16 protein-coding genes are annotated in these 17671 nt (G+C 68.5%); 4 read left to right on the top strand and 12 right to left on the bottom strand.

All coding sequences use genetic code 11. The features are described 5' to 3' along the window. Positions 1-39 precede the first annotated feature (39 nt). Positions 40-234 (bottom strand): CsbD family protein, encoded by a 195-nt coding sequence (locus tag ACIBF5_RS19395; protein ID WP_396813424.1) that lies wholly within the window; start codon positions 232-234, stop codon positions 40-42. 160 nt (positions 235-394) lie between these two features. Between ACIBF5_RS19395 and ACIBF5_RS19390 the strand changes: the two genes are divergently transcribed. Then, positions 395-997: a histidine phosphatase family protein gene (locus ACIBF5_RS19390; RefSeq protein WP_396813422.1), complete on the top strand. Its 603-nt coding sequence runs from the start codon at positions 395-397 to the stop codon at positions 995-997. On the opposite strand, the gene ACIBF5_RS19385 is transcribed toward ACIBF5_RS19390, so the two are convergent. From ACIBF5_RS19385 to ACIBF5_RS19375, 3 genes are all read right to left on the bottom strand, one after another. Then, positions 978-1433 (bottom strand): Lrp/AsnC family transcriptional regulator, encoded by a 456-nt coding sequence (locus ACIBF5_RS19385; protein ID WP_396813420.1) that lies wholly within the window; start codon positions 1431-1433, stop codon positions 978-980. The two genes, ACIBF5_RS19390 and ACIBF5_RS19385, sit on opposite strands and share 20 nt — an antisense overlap. 322 nt (positions 1434-1755) lie before the next feature. Further along, the gene (locus ACIBF5_RS19380) at positions 1756-2562 is read right to left on the bottom strand and encodes an SAM-dependent methyltransferase (protein WP_396813418.1); all 807 of its coding nucleotides are present in this window, start codon (positions 2560-2562) and stop codon (positions 1756-1758) included. 327 nt (positions 2563-2889) lie between these two features. Further along, positions 2890-4161 carry an MFS transporter gene (locus ACIBF5_RS19375; protein WP_396813416.1) on the bottom strand — a complete coding sequence of 424 codons (1272 nt, stop codon included), beginning with the start codon at positions 4159-4161 and terminating at the stop codon, positions 2890-2892. A 50-nt stretch (positions 4162-4211) separates the two neighbouring features. On the opposite strand from ACIBF5_RS19375, the gene ACIBF5_RS19370 reads away from it, so the two are divergent. Beyond that, positions 4212-4574, top strand: a complete 363-nt coding sequence (locus ACIBF5_RS19370; protein ID WP_396813414.1) for a MerR family transcriptional regulator — start codon at positions 4212-4214, stop codon at positions 4572-4574. A 241-nt stretch (positions 4575-4815) separates the two neighbouring features. Here the strand turns inward: ACIBF5_RS19370 and ACIBF5_RS19365 are convergent, their stop codons facing one another. Beyond that, positions 4816-6861 carry a PQQ-dependent sugar dehydrogenase gene (locus ACIBF5_RS19365; protein WP_396813412.1) on the bottom strand — a complete coding sequence of 682 codons (2046 nt, stop codon included), beginning with the start codon at positions 6859-6861 and terminating at the stop codon, positions 4816-4818. 95 nt (positions 6862-6956) lie between these two features. Then, positions 6957-7919 carry a hypothetical protein gene (locus tag ACIBF5_RS19360; protein ID WP_396813410.1) on the bottom strand — a complete coding sequence of 321 codons (963 nt, stop codon included), beginning with the start codon at positions 7917-7919 and terminating at the stop codon, positions 6957-6959. Between the two features lie 495 nt (positions 7920-8414). On the opposite strand from ACIBF5_RS19360, the gene ACIBF5_RS19355 reads away from it, so the two are divergent. Further along, positions 8415-9644, top strand: a complete 1230-nt coding sequence (locus ACIBF5_RS19355) for a D-alanyl-D-alanine carboxypeptidase family protein (RefSeq protein ID WP_396813603.1) — start codon at positions 8415-8417, stop codon at positions 9642-9644. Between the two features lie 87 nt (positions 9645-9731). Here ACIBF5_RS19355 and ACIBF5_RS19350 read toward each other — a convergent pair whose 3' ends face one another. The 5 genes from ACIBF5_RS19350 to ACIBF5_RS19330 form a co-directional block, all read right to left on the bottom strand. Beyond that, positions 9732-10220, bottom strand: coding sequence for a CoA-binding protein (locus tag ACIBF5_RS19350; RefSeq protein WP_396813408.1), 489 nt, complete (start codon positions 10218-10220; stop codon positions 9732-9734). Beyond that, positions 10217-10561 (bottom strand): PLP-dependent transferase, encoded by a 345-nt coding sequence (locus ACIBF5_RS19345; RefSeq protein WP_396813406.1) that lies wholly within the window; start codon positions 10559-10561, stop codon positions 10217-10219. The genes ACIBF5_RS19350 and ACIBF5_RS19345 overlap by 4 nt, the downstream gene beginning before the upstream one ends. A gap of 161 nt (positions 10562-10722) precedes the next feature. Continuing rightward, a complete protein-coding gene (locus ACIBF5_RS19340; RefSeq protein WP_396813404.1) occupies positions 10723-11526 on the bottom strand; it encodes a cobalt transporter in 804 nt (267 codons plus the stop codon). Next, positions 11523-12245, bottom strand: coding sequence for a hypothetical protein (locus ACIBF5_RS19335; RefSeq protein ID WP_396813402.1), 723 nt, complete (start codon positions 12243-12245; stop codon positions 11523-11525). Before ACIBF5_RS19335 ends, ACIBF5_RS19340 begins: the two co-directional genes overlap by 4 nt. A gap of 223 nt (positions 12246-12468) precedes the next feature. Next, on the bottom strand, positions 12469-12912 hold the full coding sequence (locus ACIBF5_RS19330) for a MarR family winged helix-turn-helix transcriptional regulator (protein WP_396813400.1): 444 nt from the start codon (positions 12910-12912) through the stop codon (positions 12469-12471). A 187-nt stretch (positions 12913-13099) separates the two neighbouring features. Here ACIBF5_RS19330 and ACIBF5_RS19325 point away from each other — a divergent pair, with 187 nt between their 5' ends. Further along, entirely contained in the window at positions 13100-14818 is a 1719-nt protein-coding gene (locus ACIBF5_RS19325) for an ABC transporter ATP-binding protein (protein WP_396813601.1), read from the top strand. A gap of 165 nt (positions 14819-14983) precedes the next feature. On the opposite strand, the gene helR is transcribed toward ACIBF5_RS19325, so the two are convergent. Then, positions 14984-17140 carry an RNA polymerase recycling motor ATPase HelR gene (helR, locus tag ACIBF5_RS19320; protein WP_396813398.1) on the bottom strand — a complete coding sequence of 719 codons (2157 nt, stop codon included), beginning with the start codon at positions 17138-17140 and terminating at the stop codon, positions 14984-14986. Positions 17141-17671 lie beyond the last annotated feature (531 nt).

The raw sequence follows: 17671 nt of genomic DNA, 5'->3' as shown, positions 1-17671 counted from the left end.
CACGTACCGGGGCCCCACTGTCGTCTACGCGACCGTCAGCTACTTGTTGAACGCGTCCTTCATGTTCCGACCAACGTCCTTGACGTTCTCGCCCGCCTGTTTGGTCTGGGCACCCGACTGCTGCCGTGCACCTTCGGCGCGCATCTGTTCGTTGTCGGTCGCGTCGCCATATTTCTCCTTGGCGGCACCCGCCATCTGCTGCGCCTTGTTCTTGGCCTTGTCGGTGAGGCTCATCGCGACTCCTCGGGAGTAGTCGGTGTTCGGCCACCTGCTGAGTCCCCCCTCGGGGGTTGGCGGAAACCCCCGGCTCGTTGGCGGCTTTGTGGCGGGCGAGGGCACACCCCGTACAGCGTCCTAGGAAGCTAGGTGCCATCCAACGTGCTTAACTAGCCAGGTGGCAGAGATCGTTCTCATCCGGCACGGCGAAACCGAGTGGAGTGCCTCGCACCGGCACACCTCGTACACCGACATCCCGCTGACCGTGGACGGCGAGCGGCAGGCCCGTGCGGTCCGCGACGAGTTGGCCGGCCGGACCTTCGCCGCCGTGCTCTCCAGTCCTCGGGGCAGGGCCCTGCACACCGCGGAACTCGCCGGCCTGGCCGTCACCTCGGTCGACGACAACCTCGTCGAGTGGAACTACGGCGCCTACGAGGGGCGCACCACCACCGAAATCCAGGTCGAGCGCCCAGGGTGGAACCTCTGGACCGACGGCTGTCCCGACGGCGAGTCCCCCGACCAGGTCGGAGACCGGCTCGACCGGGTGCTCGCCCGGGCCGCCGCGCTGCTCCCCGAGGGCGACGTCGCGCTGGTCGCGCACGGCCACAGCCTCCGGGTCGCCGGCGCCCGCTGGATCGGCCTACCACCGAGCGGCGGCGGACTGCTCCGGCTGGACACGGCCACCGTCTCGGCACTCGGACACGAGCACGACCGACCGGTGATCCTGCGATGGAACACCGGTGGCGCGGCCAACCCGCCGATCAGTCGGGATCGCGGCTGATCCGAGGTGGCCGGCCCTCGTACGGCGTGGAGAGCACGACCGTGGTTCGGGTGGTGACGTTCGCCGAGGTACGAATCTCCTGCAACACACGCTCAAGGTCAGCCGGGCCAGCGACCCGTACCAGCAGCAGGTAGAAGTCCTCCCCCGCCACGGAGTAGCAGGACTCGATCTCCGGCAGGTGGGCCAGCCGCTCCGGCGCGTCGTCCGGCTGCGACGGGTCGAACGGACGGACCGCCACGAACGCGGTCAGCGGCAGTTCCAGCGCGTCGTAGGAGACCCGGGCGGTGTAACCGGTGATGACGCCACGCTGCTCCAGCCGGCGTACCCGCTGGTGCACCGCGGACACCGACAACCCGACCTTCTCCGCCAGGTCCGTGTACGACATCCGGCCGTCAGCGGTCAACCCGGCGACAATGGCGCGATCGACTTCCTCCACGGCGAGAAACCTACCTGTAGGGGCCCCGATCCGACGAAGTTGATCCCACGGACGTGACGTGCCTCGACGGGAAGGCACCCCCCAACGCGTGGCCTGACCCCGTGTCACCGGCACCGTGGCCGTCACTACGAGCAGCTCGGCCCTGCCTCGGCGGAGCGCATCAGACGTCCCGGTCTGGGGTGACCGCCCCCTCACCCGCAGGCCCTGCATGCTCATCACCAGGAAGGCGGCCAGGTCACCGGCGCTGCGGTCGGCCGAAATCCGGCCCCCGTCGCTCTGCGCGGATTCCGACGTGGCCGCCCCGGAATCCTCCTTACGACAATCAGCGCTTTCGGGCTATGCCACCGGCCATGAGACGTTCGGCTACGGACAGGTCGGGACCAATGGGAGCCTCTGGCCGCCACTCGGGGAGAGAGACCAGGCCTGGCTCGACCATCTCAAGATCTCCGAAGAATCCCTGGAGTTCCGGCAGCGTTCGGAATCGGCCGGTGCCCAGCACGCTGAGGTAGGTCTCCTCGAGCTCGGCGGCCTCGGGGAAGGACGCGCAGAAGCTGGTCATGAACAGGTGACTGCCGGAGGGCACCGCATCCATGTACGCCTTGGCGACGCCCTGCGGGTCCTCGCTGTCGTGCAGGTGGTGGAGGATGCCGACAAGCAGGATGCCGACCGGCTGGGAGAAGTCGATCAAGCGGCGCACCTCGGGGTCGGCGAGTACGGACTGAGGGTCTCGCAGGTCGGCCGTCACCACGGTCGTGTTCTCGTTCTCGACAAGTAGGGCCCGGCCGTGGGCCAGGACGATGGGGTCGTTGTCGACGTAGACCACGCGGGCCTGCGGCGCGGACCGCTGTGCGACCTGGTGGGTGTTCTCACGCGTCGGGAGCCCCGATCCCAGATCCATGAACTGCCGGATACCTGCCTCTTCGACCAGGTAGCGGACACCTCGACTGAGGATCTGCCGGTTGTAGGCCGCCACCTCGGGCAACTGAGGCACGATCTTGAGCATCTCGCCGACCACGGCCCGGTCGACCGCGAAGTTGTCCTTGCCCCCGAGAACAACATCGTAGGCTCGCGCGATGCTGGGTTTCGAGGTGTCGACACCAACAGAAGCCGGCCGGTCCTGGTCCGCCATCCGTCCTTCTTTCGAATTGTCCCACCCTTGTCCGGGTGCTGATCCTAGAGGAGATCGTCGACGACGTGTGCGCCGCGACCACAGTGGACGGCGCTCGTGAGTACGGCCGTATGCCCGGTCACGTCGACGGCGGGATCGACGTTCTCACCCACACGGGCAGCATGCCGAAGAACAGCTTCCTCTCCTTGGATCACGTTCACTCAGACGAACACTGCCGCGCGGCGCCGACTTCGGGTTCGCGTTCGTCGAGGGGTACGGGGACCAGGCGTACCCCCGGTCCCCCGCATCGTTGCGCCACCACCCGGACCGAGTTTTCGGTCCGGCCGCTCACCCCGAGGCGGTGCTGCCTTGTCGGTCATCCGTTGGCCGTGTCCCTGCGGAGGATGCCGACTCAGCGGCGGGGACGCCCTCGGACCCGCGGTCCCGGCGGGTGCCGTTCACGAGCAGCCCGAGCGCGGCCGCCCCGATGATGCCGGCCGCGACGACGGGCAGCACGCCGGCGTTCCAGATGCCGACGACGAGGCCACCGGAGGCCGCGCCGGCGGCGATGCCGATGTTGAGTACGGTGATGCCGACCGCTCCCACGGCGGCTTCCCGGCCAGGTGAGGCGATGCGCAGCAGGCGTGTCTGGAAGACCGGCGGGAGGAGCCCGATGAGCATTCCCCACAGAGCGATCACGACCGCCGCCACGGCCACGTTCACGGGCAGCAGGGCCAGCGAGGCGGCACTTGCGGCGAAGGCGACGCTGACCCATCCGAGTGCCTGACGCGGGAACCGGTCGGACAACGGCCCGGACACCACGATGCCGACCAGACCGGCGAGTCCGAAGACGAGCAGCAGCGCGGTGCGGGCGGCGGCGGCGTACCCGCCGAACTGCCACAGCAGGGGTGCGATGTAGGTGTACAGCATGAAGTGACCGGTCAGCACCAGCCCCGTGGCGAACGCGACGGCGAGGACGGCCCGCATCGCCGGATCACGGCCCACCCGCCGAGCCACGGGACTCGGCGCGTCCTGCAACGACAGGCCCCAGACGGCCGCCGACGCCGCTCCCAGGAGTGCGGCCAGCAGACCGAAGGACAGGCGCCAGCCGACGCCTTCGCCGATGGCCGCACCGAGCGGGATGCCGACGATGCCAGCCAGTACCGGCCCCGCCAGCACCACCGAAACGGCCCGGCCGAGGATCGCCGGAGGCACAAGGGTGGCCACGGTCGGGACCAGCAGTGACCAGAACACGCCGTGCGTACTGGCGGCGACTATTCGACTGGCGAGGGCCCAACCGTACGACGGCGCGAGTGCGGTGCCCACGGTCGCCAAGGCCAGGAGCAGCACCAGAAGCGGCAGCAGGTGTCGACGCGGCACCCGGGTCGTCAGGCGGGTCAGGGGGATGCTGGCGGCTGCGATGGTGAGCGCCCAGGCGGTGACGAGCAGGCCGGCGGTGGACTCCGCGACGTCCAGGTCATCGCTGAGTTCCAGAAGCAGACTCGCGGGCAGCAGTTCGACGGTGACGGTGGCGAACGCTGCCGCGGAGAGCACCAGCAGTGGCCACCAGGGCAGCTTGCGGGACAGGTTTGGGGCTGCGCCCGACAGTTGAACGGTCATGTCGGAGACCGTAAAGTCTGACATATATGTGAGGGTCAAGGGAGGATTTCGTGCGCATAGGCGAGTTGGCAAAGCGCAGCCTGGTCCCGATCCGGATGCTGCGCTACTACGAGGAGCGCGGTCTGCTCTCCCCGGTTCGCGGGGCCAACGGATACCGCGACTACAGCGAGAGCGACGTCACGCGGGCCGTGCTCGTCAGCAGCCTCATCCGGTCCGGCCTGCCCACCAAGTTGATCATCCCGCTGCTACAGGACGGGTCACCCGGGCAGACGCCGTCCGCGGTGGACGAGAGCCTGGAAGGGCTCTTCGCCGCCGAACTGGCCCGCCTCGACGGCAAGATCGCGTGTATGAACCTGAGCCGAAACGCGGTCCACAAGCACCTCGACCGGCTGCGTGCGCCCGTCCACGGGTAGACGCCAACCAGTCCGCGTACCGCTGAGGATTCCCTGAGCATGGCGCGGTCCTCGGAGTCCTCCAGGCCACGGCCGACGGCTCCCGTCTCCGACAGCCACTCGACCCGCTCTGCCGGGGCAAGGCCGTAACCGCACTCGGTGTCACGGGAGCCGCGTCGTTCACGGTGGTCGGGGGTCGATCGCGAAACCGGACGACATCGACCGGGGCGATCGACCCACGACCACCGCAGGGCCAGCGCGGTCAGGCCGGCGCGCCGCGTACCTTCAGGTCGCGGAGGCTGCCGATGTTGTCGAAGGAGCCGAAACCGACCCGTCCGGACGGGAAGGTCGTGTCCCGGGCGGTCATCAGCGGGTCCTTCGCGCCGTCGACGTACACGGCGATCTCACCGGTCGCGGGCAGGTGCTTCACCCGAACCTCGTGCCAGCCCGCGTCGGTAACCGCTGGCGCGGCGCCCTCCGAGCGCCCGTTCCACTGGTAGTCGATCCGCTCCCGGTCCGCGTTGTCCACCTTGAAGATGCCGTTGTGCGGGTAGATCGTGTTGTCGGTCGAGAGGTGCGCATAGTAGAACTGCGTGTCCGACTTCCACCCGAAGACGATGATCACGTCCCGGTTGGTCACCTCCACCGGAGTGTCGAGTCGTACCTCGGCCCGGATCTCGACCGCGCCGAGTGCCGGACCGGCGGTCAGGACCGCGTACTCGAACGGCCGACGCGGCCCAGGCCGCTGCTCACCCGCCTCGGCGAGGATCACCTGCTTGCCGGTGAACCGCCACTTCGACGGGGTTACCGGGGCCCAGTTGCTCGGGCGCATGGTGTCCCGGACCCTGGTGTCACCGACCTTCGCGTCGGCGAACTCCTGCGTACCGCTCACCTTCCAGATCTTGCCGTTGGCCTTTGCCAGGATGTAGAGCTCGCCCTGGGCGTCGGTGCCGAACCGCAGGTCGACCCGGCTCGGGTCGCCCGGCGCCCCCGGACCGGAGAGGTCCTGCATCCGCACCGACCTGCCAGTGGCGTCGAAGAGCGCCAGCCGGTGGATCGGTGCGAGGTCGCGACCGCGCCGCATCTGGTCGACCTCGGTGTAGAGCACCCGCCCGTCGACAAGGTCGCCGAAGACGTACTTGCCGCGCAGCGCCGGCACGTCCCGACCCCGGTAGACGAAACCGCCGGCCACCGCGACACCCACGTCCGAGGTGCAGTTCCAGCCCGGCGCCGGCGCGTGGTCGTAGGCAGCAACCGGGTACGTGTAGCCGTACTGGGCGTCGTCCGCCGGCAGCGGGAAGATCTTGTCGCAGGCGACCGTCGACGTCCTGTCGAACACGAAGGCGCCTTCCCGCTCGCTCCAGCCGAGGTTGTCGCCGGCACGTACCTCGTAGATCGCCTCGATGGCGTGCTCGCCGATGTGACCGAGGTAGAGCTTGCCGGTGGCCCGGTCCCAGCTGAACCGGTGCGGGTCACGCATGCCGTACGCGTAGATCTCGCCGAGGGCGCCGGCGCGGCCGACGAACGGGTTCGTCGGCGGGATGCCGTACCGCCCGTTCGGGGCGTTCGTGCCGGCCGGGTCCACGCGCAGCAGCTTCCCGTGCGGCATCGCCAGGTTCTGCGGGTCGGTGTTGCGTACGCCGAGACCGCCGTCTCCAGCCGCGACGTAGAGCATGCCGTAGTCGCGGTCTCCCCGCCGTGCGGTCGGGTCGAAGTTGATCTCCTGGATGCCGTGCACCTGTCCACCGAAGCCGATCCGCAGCACCTCCCGGTGGGTGCCGGCAAAGGTCTCCGCCGCCGGGTCGGTGGCGGTCCACTCGGTGATGATGCCGTGGTAGACGGCACCGCTCTGGGTGTAGTCCGGCACCTCGGTGGCGGTGGACGCCGCCTCGGTGTGCACCGTGTAGAACGTGCCGTTGCGCCGGAAGTCAGGATGGAAGGCGACATACCCGAAGCCCTGGCCGAGCCCGCGACCGGAGAAGAACTTCGGCGCGAAGGTACCGGCGACGTCCAGGTAGACGTGTGGCACGCCGTCCCGGACGAAGTAGAGGCTGCCGTTCAGGTCCGGTACGGCCCGCCGACCGGAACCGTCCGGCACCTCCATGATCGTGTTGATCCGGGCCTGCCGCATGAGGCGCGCGTCAATCGGCGCCGGATTCGGCTCGGATTTCGGGAACGCGGCGTACTCGGTGAGAACGAGCCCGAGTCGGGACTGGATCTGCTGATCCGGCACGGGGTCGTAGATGGCGTCGGCGGCCTGGGCCGGGGTCGCCGCGACCAGGGTGGACAGGACGAGGGCGGCGGCCATGAACAGGGCCGTCGTCCCCGACCTCCAGACACGACGGGATGGGATACGCACGCGGGATCACTCCGTTTCGACAGCGGGATTCGGTGGTGGGTGGGTCAGCGTCGTCCGGTCACGTAGCGGTACTGCCTCTCGACGTCGCGCGCGGAGACGACGGCGTCGAGGAACATCAGTGAGTCCAGCCGGCAGTCGCAGGGGTTCTGCTCCCGGGTACCCTGCGGGAAACTGCCACCGATCTTGATGCCCCGTGGGTCCGTTGCCGTCGTACGGTGCTCCCCGGGGCCGGCGACCAACCACGGGTCGTCGGCCCGGGTGTAGAAGCCGTCGATCGGATTCCCGTTGCGGTAGAGCGCCAGGGTGCCGTCGGTGAAGTCGAAGGTGGCGGCGAGGAAGACCCACTCGCCGATCGGCAGCAACGTACGCCAGTCCGCGCTCGCCGCGTACGTCTGCGAGTTGCCGCCGTCCAGCCGGCGGCCGAGGGCGACCAGTCGCAGTTCGCCGTTCACGTCGATGAGTTCGAGCAGTGCCCGGACGGCGTGCCCGTCGGAGTCGCCGGTCAGTACGCCGGCCAGTCCGATGGCGTTGAACCGGTCCTCGGGGTTGGCGGTGTTGGAGTTCGGTTGCGGGTTCTCCCCGGTCATCTTGACCCAGCCCATGACCGTCATTCCCTCGGCCGCGTTGAAGGCACGCAGGCTCGACACCCCGGTTGGCGAGTAGACGCCGGCCTTCCAGTCGTCGTTGCCGGCCTCGGTCGGGTTGACCTGCCGGGTCTGCAACGCCCGCCCGCTGCCGGGATAGGCGCGGTCCCGCACCCGCATCGCGGCGCCGCCCGCGACCAGGTCGATCGTGGTGCCGGACCGGCCCTGGTCCCGCTCCCGGGCAGGGGTGCCTCGGACGGGGTGGTCGAAGTCGTAGAAGGCGACCAGGTCGGGTCGTAGGGAGGGGTGCACATCGTGGTGCTGTCTGCCATGACCCTGTGCCGGCGGCGCGACGACGCCGGTGGCCAGCGCCACCACCAGTAGGACAGTGGTGGCGATGACAGCGCGTCCAGGTATCGACATCGCGTACCTCCCTTCCGTGTGCCGCGGCACCGGGAAGGCCGACCACAGCGCTCGCCGGAGCCGCGTCGAGTTGTGGAGTCAGACGCGGACCCGGGTAGATTGTGATCGCTGACCCGCATGGATGTCTATCTATGCAGGTAGAGGGTGCTCGGAACGCTCCGAAGAGGACCACCTGGTCCACCACGGCTCGTACGGGACACCAACGTGCCACTGGAACGATCAGTATGTGGCGAATCGTCCAACTCGCCACACTGTCGAATTTCGGGTGGTCGAGGCCAGGAAGGACCCTGAGCAGGCGATACAGGACAACTTCCACGTGGCACGCACGCCAACCGTCCCCGCAGGCGGCTAACACCCCGGAGATCGGGTGCTGGTCACGCAGGGCCGTTCACAAAAGCGTCACCCGTACGAGTGGTCGAAGTTACGCTCCGAAGTATGGCCCGAGGGTTGCTGATACTCAGCGTAGCCGGCGCCGTGTTGGTGCTACCGCCGGTGATGACAGTCGGTACGCCCGCAGTGGCGACGGCGGGGCAGGTCGCGACAACGAGTCAGACCACACCCGCGAGACAGCCGAACACGGTGCGAGCGGGCACGTCGAACCGCCGGTGCCCCACGCCGACCCCGCCGGTAGCCCGACCGACCCGACCCGCGCCACCGCCCCTCGATCCGACGCACGCGGCGGTCGGCGGGGCAGGGTTGGCCACCCCCGGGCTGGTGGCTCCGCCCGGCTCGGCGACGCCGCCGGCGGTGACCGCGACCTCATGGCTGGTGGCGGACCTGACCAGCGGCGCCGTGCTCGGCGGCTGTGGCCCGCACGAGTACGGGGTACCGGCCAGCGTGCAGAAGCTGCTACTGGCAGCGGCGGTGATGCCGCACGTGGATCCGACCAGCATGGTCGAGGTGACCGAATCGGACCTCGACTTCGAGCCGGGCAGTTCGGCCGTCGGGCTGGTCCAGGGCGGCCGGTACTCGATCGAGACACTGTGGCTGGGACTGCTGCTCAACTCGGGCAACGACGCGGCGAACGTACTGGCTCGGCTGGGCGGTGGATCGGCCGGGAAGGCCGGCGGTGTCGCCGCGATGAACAGTGAGGCCCGCCAACTCGGGGCGTACCAGACGCACGCCGCCACCCCATCCGGCCTGGACGGTCCTGGTCAGTACACCAGCGCGTACGACGTTGCCCTGATCGCCCGTGCCTGCTTCGCCAGAGCAGACTTCCGGCGGTACGCCGCGACAAAACTGGCACAGGTCCCCGCGCAGGCGGCGAACAAGACGAAGGCCTTCCCGATCTGGAACGACAACCAACTGCTGCACCGCTATCCCGGTGGGTTGGGTGGCAAGACCGGCTACACGGACCTGGCCCGGCACAGCTTCGTCGGCGCCGCCGAACGGAACGGACGTACGCTGCTGGTCACCCTGCTCGGCGGGGAGAATCAGCCGCTCGCCGGCTGGCAACAGGGTGCCGCGTTACTCGACTGGGGCTTCGGGCTGCCCGCGAACGCGAAGGTCGGACAGCTCGTCTCCCGGGGCCAGCTCGGTCCTGGTGGGCAGGTTCCGACCCAGGCCGCCGGAGCTGGTGGTTCCGGCGGGTCCGGTGAGACCCAGGCGGACGACGGGACACCCTCGCGTCCAGGGTGGCTGCTGATGGCAGGTGCCCCCGTCGTGCTGCTCGCCATCCTGCTGATCCTGCTCCTGGTCCGGCGGCGCGCCCAGCGCAATACCTGAGCCGCCCTCGTCCGCCGGGTTCGACGCGGGGGTCCGGCCCACACCAGAGTGACGGTCCAGCTCGCACCGTCGGCGGTGCCCCGTTGCTTACTGGAGCCCGGTGCGTACGGAGGTGATGCGCTGCGTGTTGAAGCCGAGCCAGTGCATCCGACCCAGGTAGCGCGCATGCTCGATCTTGAGGCAGCGGTCCATCACCACCGTCACGCCGCCGTCCTCCGCGATCTGTCCGCCCTCGGCGTTGATCACACCGAACTGGCACCAGAGGGTACCGGCGCCGATGGCGACAGCTTCCCGGGCGATCGCCGGCAGCGCGTTCGGCGCACGGAAGACGTTCACGATGTCCATCGGCACGGGTACGTCGAGCAGGCTCGGGTAGCTGGTCTCGCCGAGGATCGTCGTCTCTCGGGGATTCACGGGAATCACCCGGTAGCCGTGCCGTTTGAGGTAGTAGCCGACAAAATAGCTGGCGCGTATTTCGTTGTTCGACAGTCCCACGATCGCAGTGGTCCGCCCGCCGTGGAGAACCCGCTGAATCGTCGACGGATCCTGGTAACGGTCAAGATCGGTTGCGGTCATGCCGTCGCCGCCTCCTTCCCCACCGTCGCGGCGACCGCCGCGAAACCCTGCTCCAGGTCCCACATCAGGTCCTCGACCGACTCGGTGCCGACCGACAGGCGCACGGTCCCCGGCGCGACGCCGGCCGCCCGCAGTTCGTCATCGTTCAACTGGCGGTGGGTCGTGCTGGCAGGGTGGATGATCAGACTCTTCGCGTCGCCGACATTGGCCAGGTGAGACCAGAGCGTCACGCCTCGGATCAGATCCTGTCCGCCGGCCCGGCCGCCGGCGCAGTCGAACGAGAACACCGCACCCGCGCCATGCGGCAGATACTTCTCCGCGAGTGACCGGTACCTAGCCACGCGTTGACGACCGTCGGGGGCGTCGCGGGGAACCCTCACGGTGTCGCGCGTGCCGATCCGCCGGGTACGGCCGGACCACGCAGGTGGTGGCCTGTTCCTCGGACCGCGCGTCTAGGAGGATGCTTCGGCTCTGTCACCTCGCCACACTCTCGTGACCGGCCCTACCCGCCCGTGGCGAGGTGGATTACGGCGACGGTGACGAGGCCGCCGCCGAACAGTGTGATGCCGCTGGCCGCGAGGGCGGGAGCCACGCGGGTGGCCAGCCGGAGGACGGCGCGGGACTGCGCTCCGCGTACGACCAGGGAACTGCCCGCAACCGCGAGGGCACCGACGCCGAACAGGACGACAGCCATTCCGATGCCGAAGGTCAGGACGAGCAGCAGGGCGAACCCGGCCCGGCCGAGGAACAGCCCGGTCGCCAGCACGAGGAAGGCGGCTGGCGACGGAGTGAGGCCGCCGGAGATGCCGAGCAGGAGCAGGCCGGGGCGCTTGCCGTGCTCGTGGTGATGGTCATGTCCATGGGCGTGGCCGTGTCCGTGGTCATGACCGTGGTCGTGGTCGTGGCCATGGCTGTGCCCGTGGCCGGCGCCTCGCAGGTGCCGACGCACCATCCACCCACCGGTGACCAGCACGATCAACCCGGCAATGAGCTGCAGCCAGCTCGTGAGCTCCTGCATCCGGATCACGTCGGACAGGGACAGGAACGTCCACGCCACGCCGATCACCAACACGGAGAGGGTGTGCATGACGGCTACCGAGCCACCCAACCAGGCAGCGTCGCGGAGCCGGCCACGCGAGCCGACAAGGTAGGCGGCGGCCAGGCTCTTGCCGTGCCCCGGTGCCACCGCGTGTCCTGCGCCGGCAAGGAACGCGAGCGCGAACGCCAGCGGCGGCACACCCGGTGCGTGAATGATGTCCTGCAACCGGTCCGCGATGGATCCGGCGTACCCGATGATCCCGGTCATGCGGCGGCCCTCCGTCGGCGCATCCGTCGGGACACCACCAACGTCGCGACCGCCGCGCCGACCACAATCAGCGCACCGCCCGCGACGGCGACGATCTGGACGGCGGCGCTGTGGCCAAGGCGGGTGCTGCCCGCAGGCGCCGCGCCGCTGAGGACCCAGTCGTGGGAGTCCGTGCCCGTGTCGTACACCGCGCGTTGGCCGCCGGGGCCGGTGGCCAACGCCCGGTACGCGGGGTTGAGGTCGGTCAGCATGCGTACGGCAACCGTGACCGTGCCGACCGGCTCCGGGCACGTGTAGTCGACGGTCGCGCCGGTCCTGGCCAGGGCTCTCGGCGGCTCGACGACGCCGACGCACGGCCGTCCCTGGTCGGCGACCGTTATCTGCTTGAGCAGGTAGGCCACGAGCTGTTCGGAGGACCCGACCACCGTCGGGTCCGTGCTCTGGTAGTCCACCGCGCCGTCGAGCATGACGCGATCGGGCGGCAGCAGGCCGAGCGAGACCCCGAGCAGGGTCAGGTCGTCCGGGCCCCCGACGCGCCACCGCACGTGAACGATCTCGGGTCGGTGCTCGTCGAGGGCGATGGTCACGGTCTGCGGGTCGCCGAACGGATGCGCCGCCGCAGGGGTGGGCACAGCCGTGACGGACGCGGTGACAGCGAACGCCGCCAGCGCGAGGATTCGCGCCGCGCCGTGACGGCGACGACGTTCGGGTGAGAACAAGGAGGTGCTCCGGATCTTATAGCAGCGTGGATCCCCTCCACTGTGCCGGCCGCGAGGAAACGTACAGGTCCGGCTGGGCGATCAGTGGTGAACGGTGACGTGAACAGTAAGTTGATCAACAACGTGCCGGGTGCGGGCGCCACTACCCCTAAAGCTTCCTAGGACAATAGGTAGCACGTCGTTCGAGCGTCGCGCGGTGATCGTCGACGAGCACCAGGTGGCCTCAGTCTGCGCGCGCCTGGCCACGGAGCTGATTCAGGATTCGGGCGAGGTGGTCGCGGTCTGGCTCGCTGAGGCCACCGAAGAAGCGCTCAGCCTCGGCGTCCCGCGCCCACCGGATGGCCACGGCAACCTTCGCGCCCTCTTCGGTGAGCGCCACCAGGGTGGCCCGGCGGTCGTGGGGGTCGGGACGACGTTCGACCAGGCCACGTTCCTGCAGGCTGTCGACCACTTCCGTGGTGGAGCGCGGCACGATCCGCAAGCGCTCGGCGAGTTCACTGAGCCGCATCACGCCGTGCCGGGTCAGCACGTGGACGGCCCGAGCCTGACCGGGAGTGACCTCCCACGGCTGCAGCGTCTCCCGGGACAGGTGGCGGAGCTGGCGGGCAACCCCCCAGAACGCCTCGGGCAGACTCTCGTCCTCTTCCCCACCCTGCTGTGCCGTCACGGGAATAGGTTACCACCAACTCTGGTTGTTACCTCAAGTTGAGGTAACCTCAGCATCAACTCATGATCACACAGTAAAGGTGGACATCTCCTTGGAAACGGACATCAAGCAACGAAGAGGCCGTTCCGGCGGCCCTCCATCAGTCGACCCCACAACCAGAGGCACGGAGAAGGCCCAGGCCCGCGAGATATCGCTGGGCAGGATCGGCCGGCTCTTCGTCCCACACCGGTGGCAACTGGCCACCGTCACCGCGATCATCGTGGCCGCCTCGATGATCGCGATGGCCACACCTTTCCTCCTGCGCACCGTCATCGACAAGGCACTACCCGAACGCAACCTGACCCTGCTGGTCTGGCTGGTTCTCGGCATGGTGGCCGTCGCCGCGGTCACCTCCGCTCTCGGTGTGATCCAGACCTGGATCTCCACCACCGTCGGACAACAGGTCATGCACCGCCTGCGTACCGACGTCTTCACCCACCTGCACCGCCAGTCGATTGCGTTCTTCACCCGGACCCGCAGCGGCGAGGTGCAGTCCCGCATCACCAATGACATCGGCGGCATGGAGTCGGTGGTGACCTCGACCGCGACCTCCATCGCGTCCAACCTGACCACCACCATCGCCACCGCGGTCGCCATGGCCGCCCTGTCCTGGCAACTGTCCCTGGTCTCCCTCGTGGTGTTCCCCCCGTCGATCTACCTGACCCGCAAGGTCGCCCGGATGCGCCGGGCCATCACCGCACAACGCCAGCGCGAGCTCGCGGACCTCAACGTCACCATCGAGGAGGGCCTGTCGATCAGCGGTGTCCAGCTCAGCAAGACGATGGGTACCGGCGCCTCGCTGATCGACCGCTTCACCGCCTCCTCCGCCCGCCTCATCGACCTGGAACTCCGCGCCGATCTCGCCGGCCGGTGGCGAATGACCTCCATGAACATCATCTTCGCCGCGATCCCCGCGATCATCTATCTGAGCGCCGGACTGCCGATGACCGCCGACTCGCTGAGCATAGGAACGCTGGTCGCGTTCACCGCCCTACAGTCCGGACTGTTTCGGCCGTTGATGGGCCTTCTCGGTGTCGGAGTGACGCTGACCAGCTCCCTGGCACTGTTCGCACGGATCTTCGAATACCTGGACCTGCCGATCGAGGTCGCCGACCCGGACCGGCCAGTGGAAGTCGACCCTTCCCGGATCCGGGGAGAACTGCGCTTCGAGGACGTCAGCTTCAGCTACCCGGGCAGCGACACCGCCGCGATCGCCGGCGTCAACCTCGACGTACCCGCAGGCACCACGCTGGCGCTGGTCGGCGAGACCGGCTCTGGCAAGAGCACGACGGCCGCGCTGATCACCCGGCTCTACGACCCCGCCGCCGGCCGGGTCACCATCGACGGGATCGACATCCGGGACCTCAGGCTCACCGACCTCGCCTCGATCGTGGGAGTGGTCAGCCAGGAGACCTACCTGCTACACACGACGGTGCGGGAGAATCTGCGGTACGCCAAACCGGACGCCACCGACGCGGAGATCGAGGACGCCGCCCGGGCAGCCCAGGTCCACGACCTCATCAGCGGCCTTCCCGAGGGCTACGACACCATGGTCGGCTCCCGTGGACACCGCTTCTCCGGTGGCGAGCAGCAACGCATCGCGATCGCCCGTACCCTGCTCCGCAATCCCCGCGTCCTGGTCCTGGACGAGGCCACCAGCGCACTGGACACCGAGACCGAACGCGCGGTCCAGCAGGCGTTCGACAGGCTCGCCCAGGGCCGTACCACGATCACCATCGCCCATCGGCTCTCCACCGTGCGGGACGCCGACCAGATCGCCGTCATCGATCACGGCCGGGTCATCGAATCCGGCACCCACGCCAGCCTGCTCCAGGACAACGGCCGATACGCCGCCCTGGCCGTCTGAAGCGGGACACACCGATCGGCGCACCTGGTCGGGCCGGTACGACTGCACGGTGTCAGAGCCAAACCCGTACCCCCTATGGTCGACCTCTCCGGCGGCCCCGAATGGAGACGGGCCGCCGGCACAGGGCACGTCATGCGCTCGCCCGTACCCCGTTGATCCCCGCTGTCAGGCGGCAACCATGTTGTCAGGTCTCGTGAGGATGACGAGTTGCCGCGTCGCTCGGGTCATCGCGACATAGCGGTCCACCGCTCCCCTGATGCCCTTGCCGAATGCCTCCGGGTCGATGACGACGACCAGGTCGAACTCGAGCCCCTTCGAGAGTTCCGGGGTCAACGACCGGACGCGGGACGTCGCCTGGAATGTGGGATCGCCGATGACGCACGCGATGCCGTCGGCGTGCGTGGCGAGCCAGGTGTCGAGGATCCCACTCAAATCCGAAACAGACCCGTGTACGACGGGGACGTCGCTGCTACGGATGGAGGTCGGCACGTTGGCGTCCGGGAGCACCGCCCGGATGACCGGCTCGGCTTCCGCCATGACCTCTTTCGGCGTCCGGTAGTTGATGCTCAGGGAGGCCAGGTCGATCCGGTCGAGCCCGACCCGTTCGAGCCGTTCCTGCCACGACTCCGCGAACCCGTGCCTGGCCTGGGCGCGGTCCCCGACGATGGTGAAGCTCCGGGACGGGCAACGGAGCAGCAACATCTGCCACTCCGCGTCGGTCAGTTCCTGAGCCTCGTCCACGACGATGTGCGCGAACGGGCCGGCAAGCAGATCCGGGTCGGTGCTGAGCAATGCGGGCTCGTCGACCAGGGCATCCCGCAGGTCCTGTCCGTGCAGCATGATCATGGCGCCTTCGTTGTCGTACTCGGCCTCCAGCAGATCCTCGACGACCCTGTCCATCTGCTCGCGTTTGGCAGCGACAAAGGCGTTGTGCCGACGCTGACGTCGTGACGCCTCCGGGTCGCCGAGCCGCCGGCGTGCCGCGTCCAGCAGCGGCAGGTCGGAGACCGTCCACGCCTGGGCATCCGCGCGCCGCAGCTTCCGGATGTCGTCGAGACTGAGCCAGGGGGCACACTTGCGGAGGTACGCGGGTACCGACCACAGGTCCCCGACGAGGTCAGCCGCTTCCAGCAGCGGCCACGCGCGGTTGAACGTGGCGAGTAGTTCCCGATTTCGCCGCAGCGACCGGAGGAGCAGGTCTTCCGGCTCGTCGCCGTCGTACCTGTCGATCAGGATCTCCAGCAGCTTCTCCCAGATCTGTTCACGCGCTTCGTTGTGCGGGGTGCCGGGATCCGGGGTTTCGAACGCCTCGGCCCAGTCGTCGGCGCTCAGCCGGGTCTCGGACCACTCGGTGGTGACCGTTATCGGCTTGCTCGGCGGCTCCTCGTAGAACCTGACGGCCGCCTCGATCGCGTGCACCAGGTTCGCGGACGACTTCAGGCCGGCGACCTCCGGGTCGGTTTCGATTTTTGCTGTGGCCCCCTCGGCGACGAGGTCCCGCAGAGTGCAGGTCTGCACGTCCTCCTCTCCGAGACTCGGCAGGACGTCGGCGACGTAGGCCAGGTAGGGCTGGTGCGGACCGACGAACAGCACACCACCTCGGCGAGGACCGAGGCGGGGATCGGAGTAGAGGAGGTAGGCGGTGCGGTGCAGCGCGACGACGGTCTTCCCCGTACCGGGACCACCGTCGACGACGAGAGCACCGTGGGATCCCGCGCGGATGATGGCGTCCTGGTCGGCCTGGATGGTGCCGAGCACGTCCCGCATCTGGGAGGACCTGTTGCCACCCAGACTGGCGATGAAGGCGGACTGGTCGTCGAGCGCGGCGTGCCCTTCGAGCCCGTCCGGGGTGAACACCTCGTCCCAGTAGTCGGTGATCCGGCCGCGAGTCCAGCGATACCGGCGGCGGCTCGTCACACCCATCGGGTTGGCATGGGTCGCGCCGAAGAACGGCGCGGCGGCCGGGGATCGCCAGTCGAGAAGCAGCCGTCGACCCCCGCTGTCCGTGAGCGCTAGTCGTCCGATGTAGACCGGCTCGGAATCGTCCACACCGATCATGTGCCCGAGGCACAGGTCTGAGCCGTATCGGCGCAGCGTGCGCAGGCGGGCGGTCAGCCGGTAGATCTCCTGGTCCCGGTCCATCGCCGCCTGGCCGACGCCGCCGGGTGCCTTGCGCTCGGCATCGAGGCGGTCGGACAGGTCGGCGATCGACTGTTCGAGGCTCGCCGCGATGGCAGCGAAATGCCGCTCGTCGCCGGCGATCAGGGTCGGGTCGGCTTTGGCACAGAGGCGGTCCGGAAGGTCGAACACACTGGTAGTCATGGGGCTCAATTCACCAGTTCCGATCTGAGGCTAGTCCCCACAGCGATTCGACGCCCTCACGCGAGTCATACGCCGACAACAACACTCGCATTTCGCGACTCCCCCATTCCGCAGGTTCTGACTTCAGCCAGCGATTCTGCGCCACCACCCGGGTCTTGCCACAAGCCCCCCAGTGTGCTATATGTTGGAGGTGGAAAGGGGTGGTTATTTTCCCTTCCCTCCTTTTAATTGTTCGCCTTGAATGGGCAGACTCCTCGTGACGCGGCGCGACTCCGCGTACGCCGTCGACGCAGGAGGACCGCCATCGGCACGGGGACGCAGCGCACATGCCAAGGCGTTCTCCGCCTCTTCGGCAAAGCCAGCTCGAACTGGCGCCGCGTCACCCCGTCGATCGAGTCCGTGAAGAAGGCGATCGTCGGGACGCCCGAGCTCGGAATGATCGCCGCCGAACCGGTGATACGAAGAGACGAGCAGCGTCCGATGGTGTTCGTGTGACCGACGACGCGGCCCGATGACCACGATCGGGAGCCG

This window comes from Micromonospora sp. NPDC050417, from assembly GCF_044458865.1.
Lineage (GTDB): Bacteria > Actinomycetota > Actinomycetes > Mycobacteriales > Micromonosporaceae > Micromonospora_G.
The sequence above is the reverse complement of the archived record's forward strand: the minus strand, read 5'-3'. Positions and strand labels throughout refer to the sequence as shown.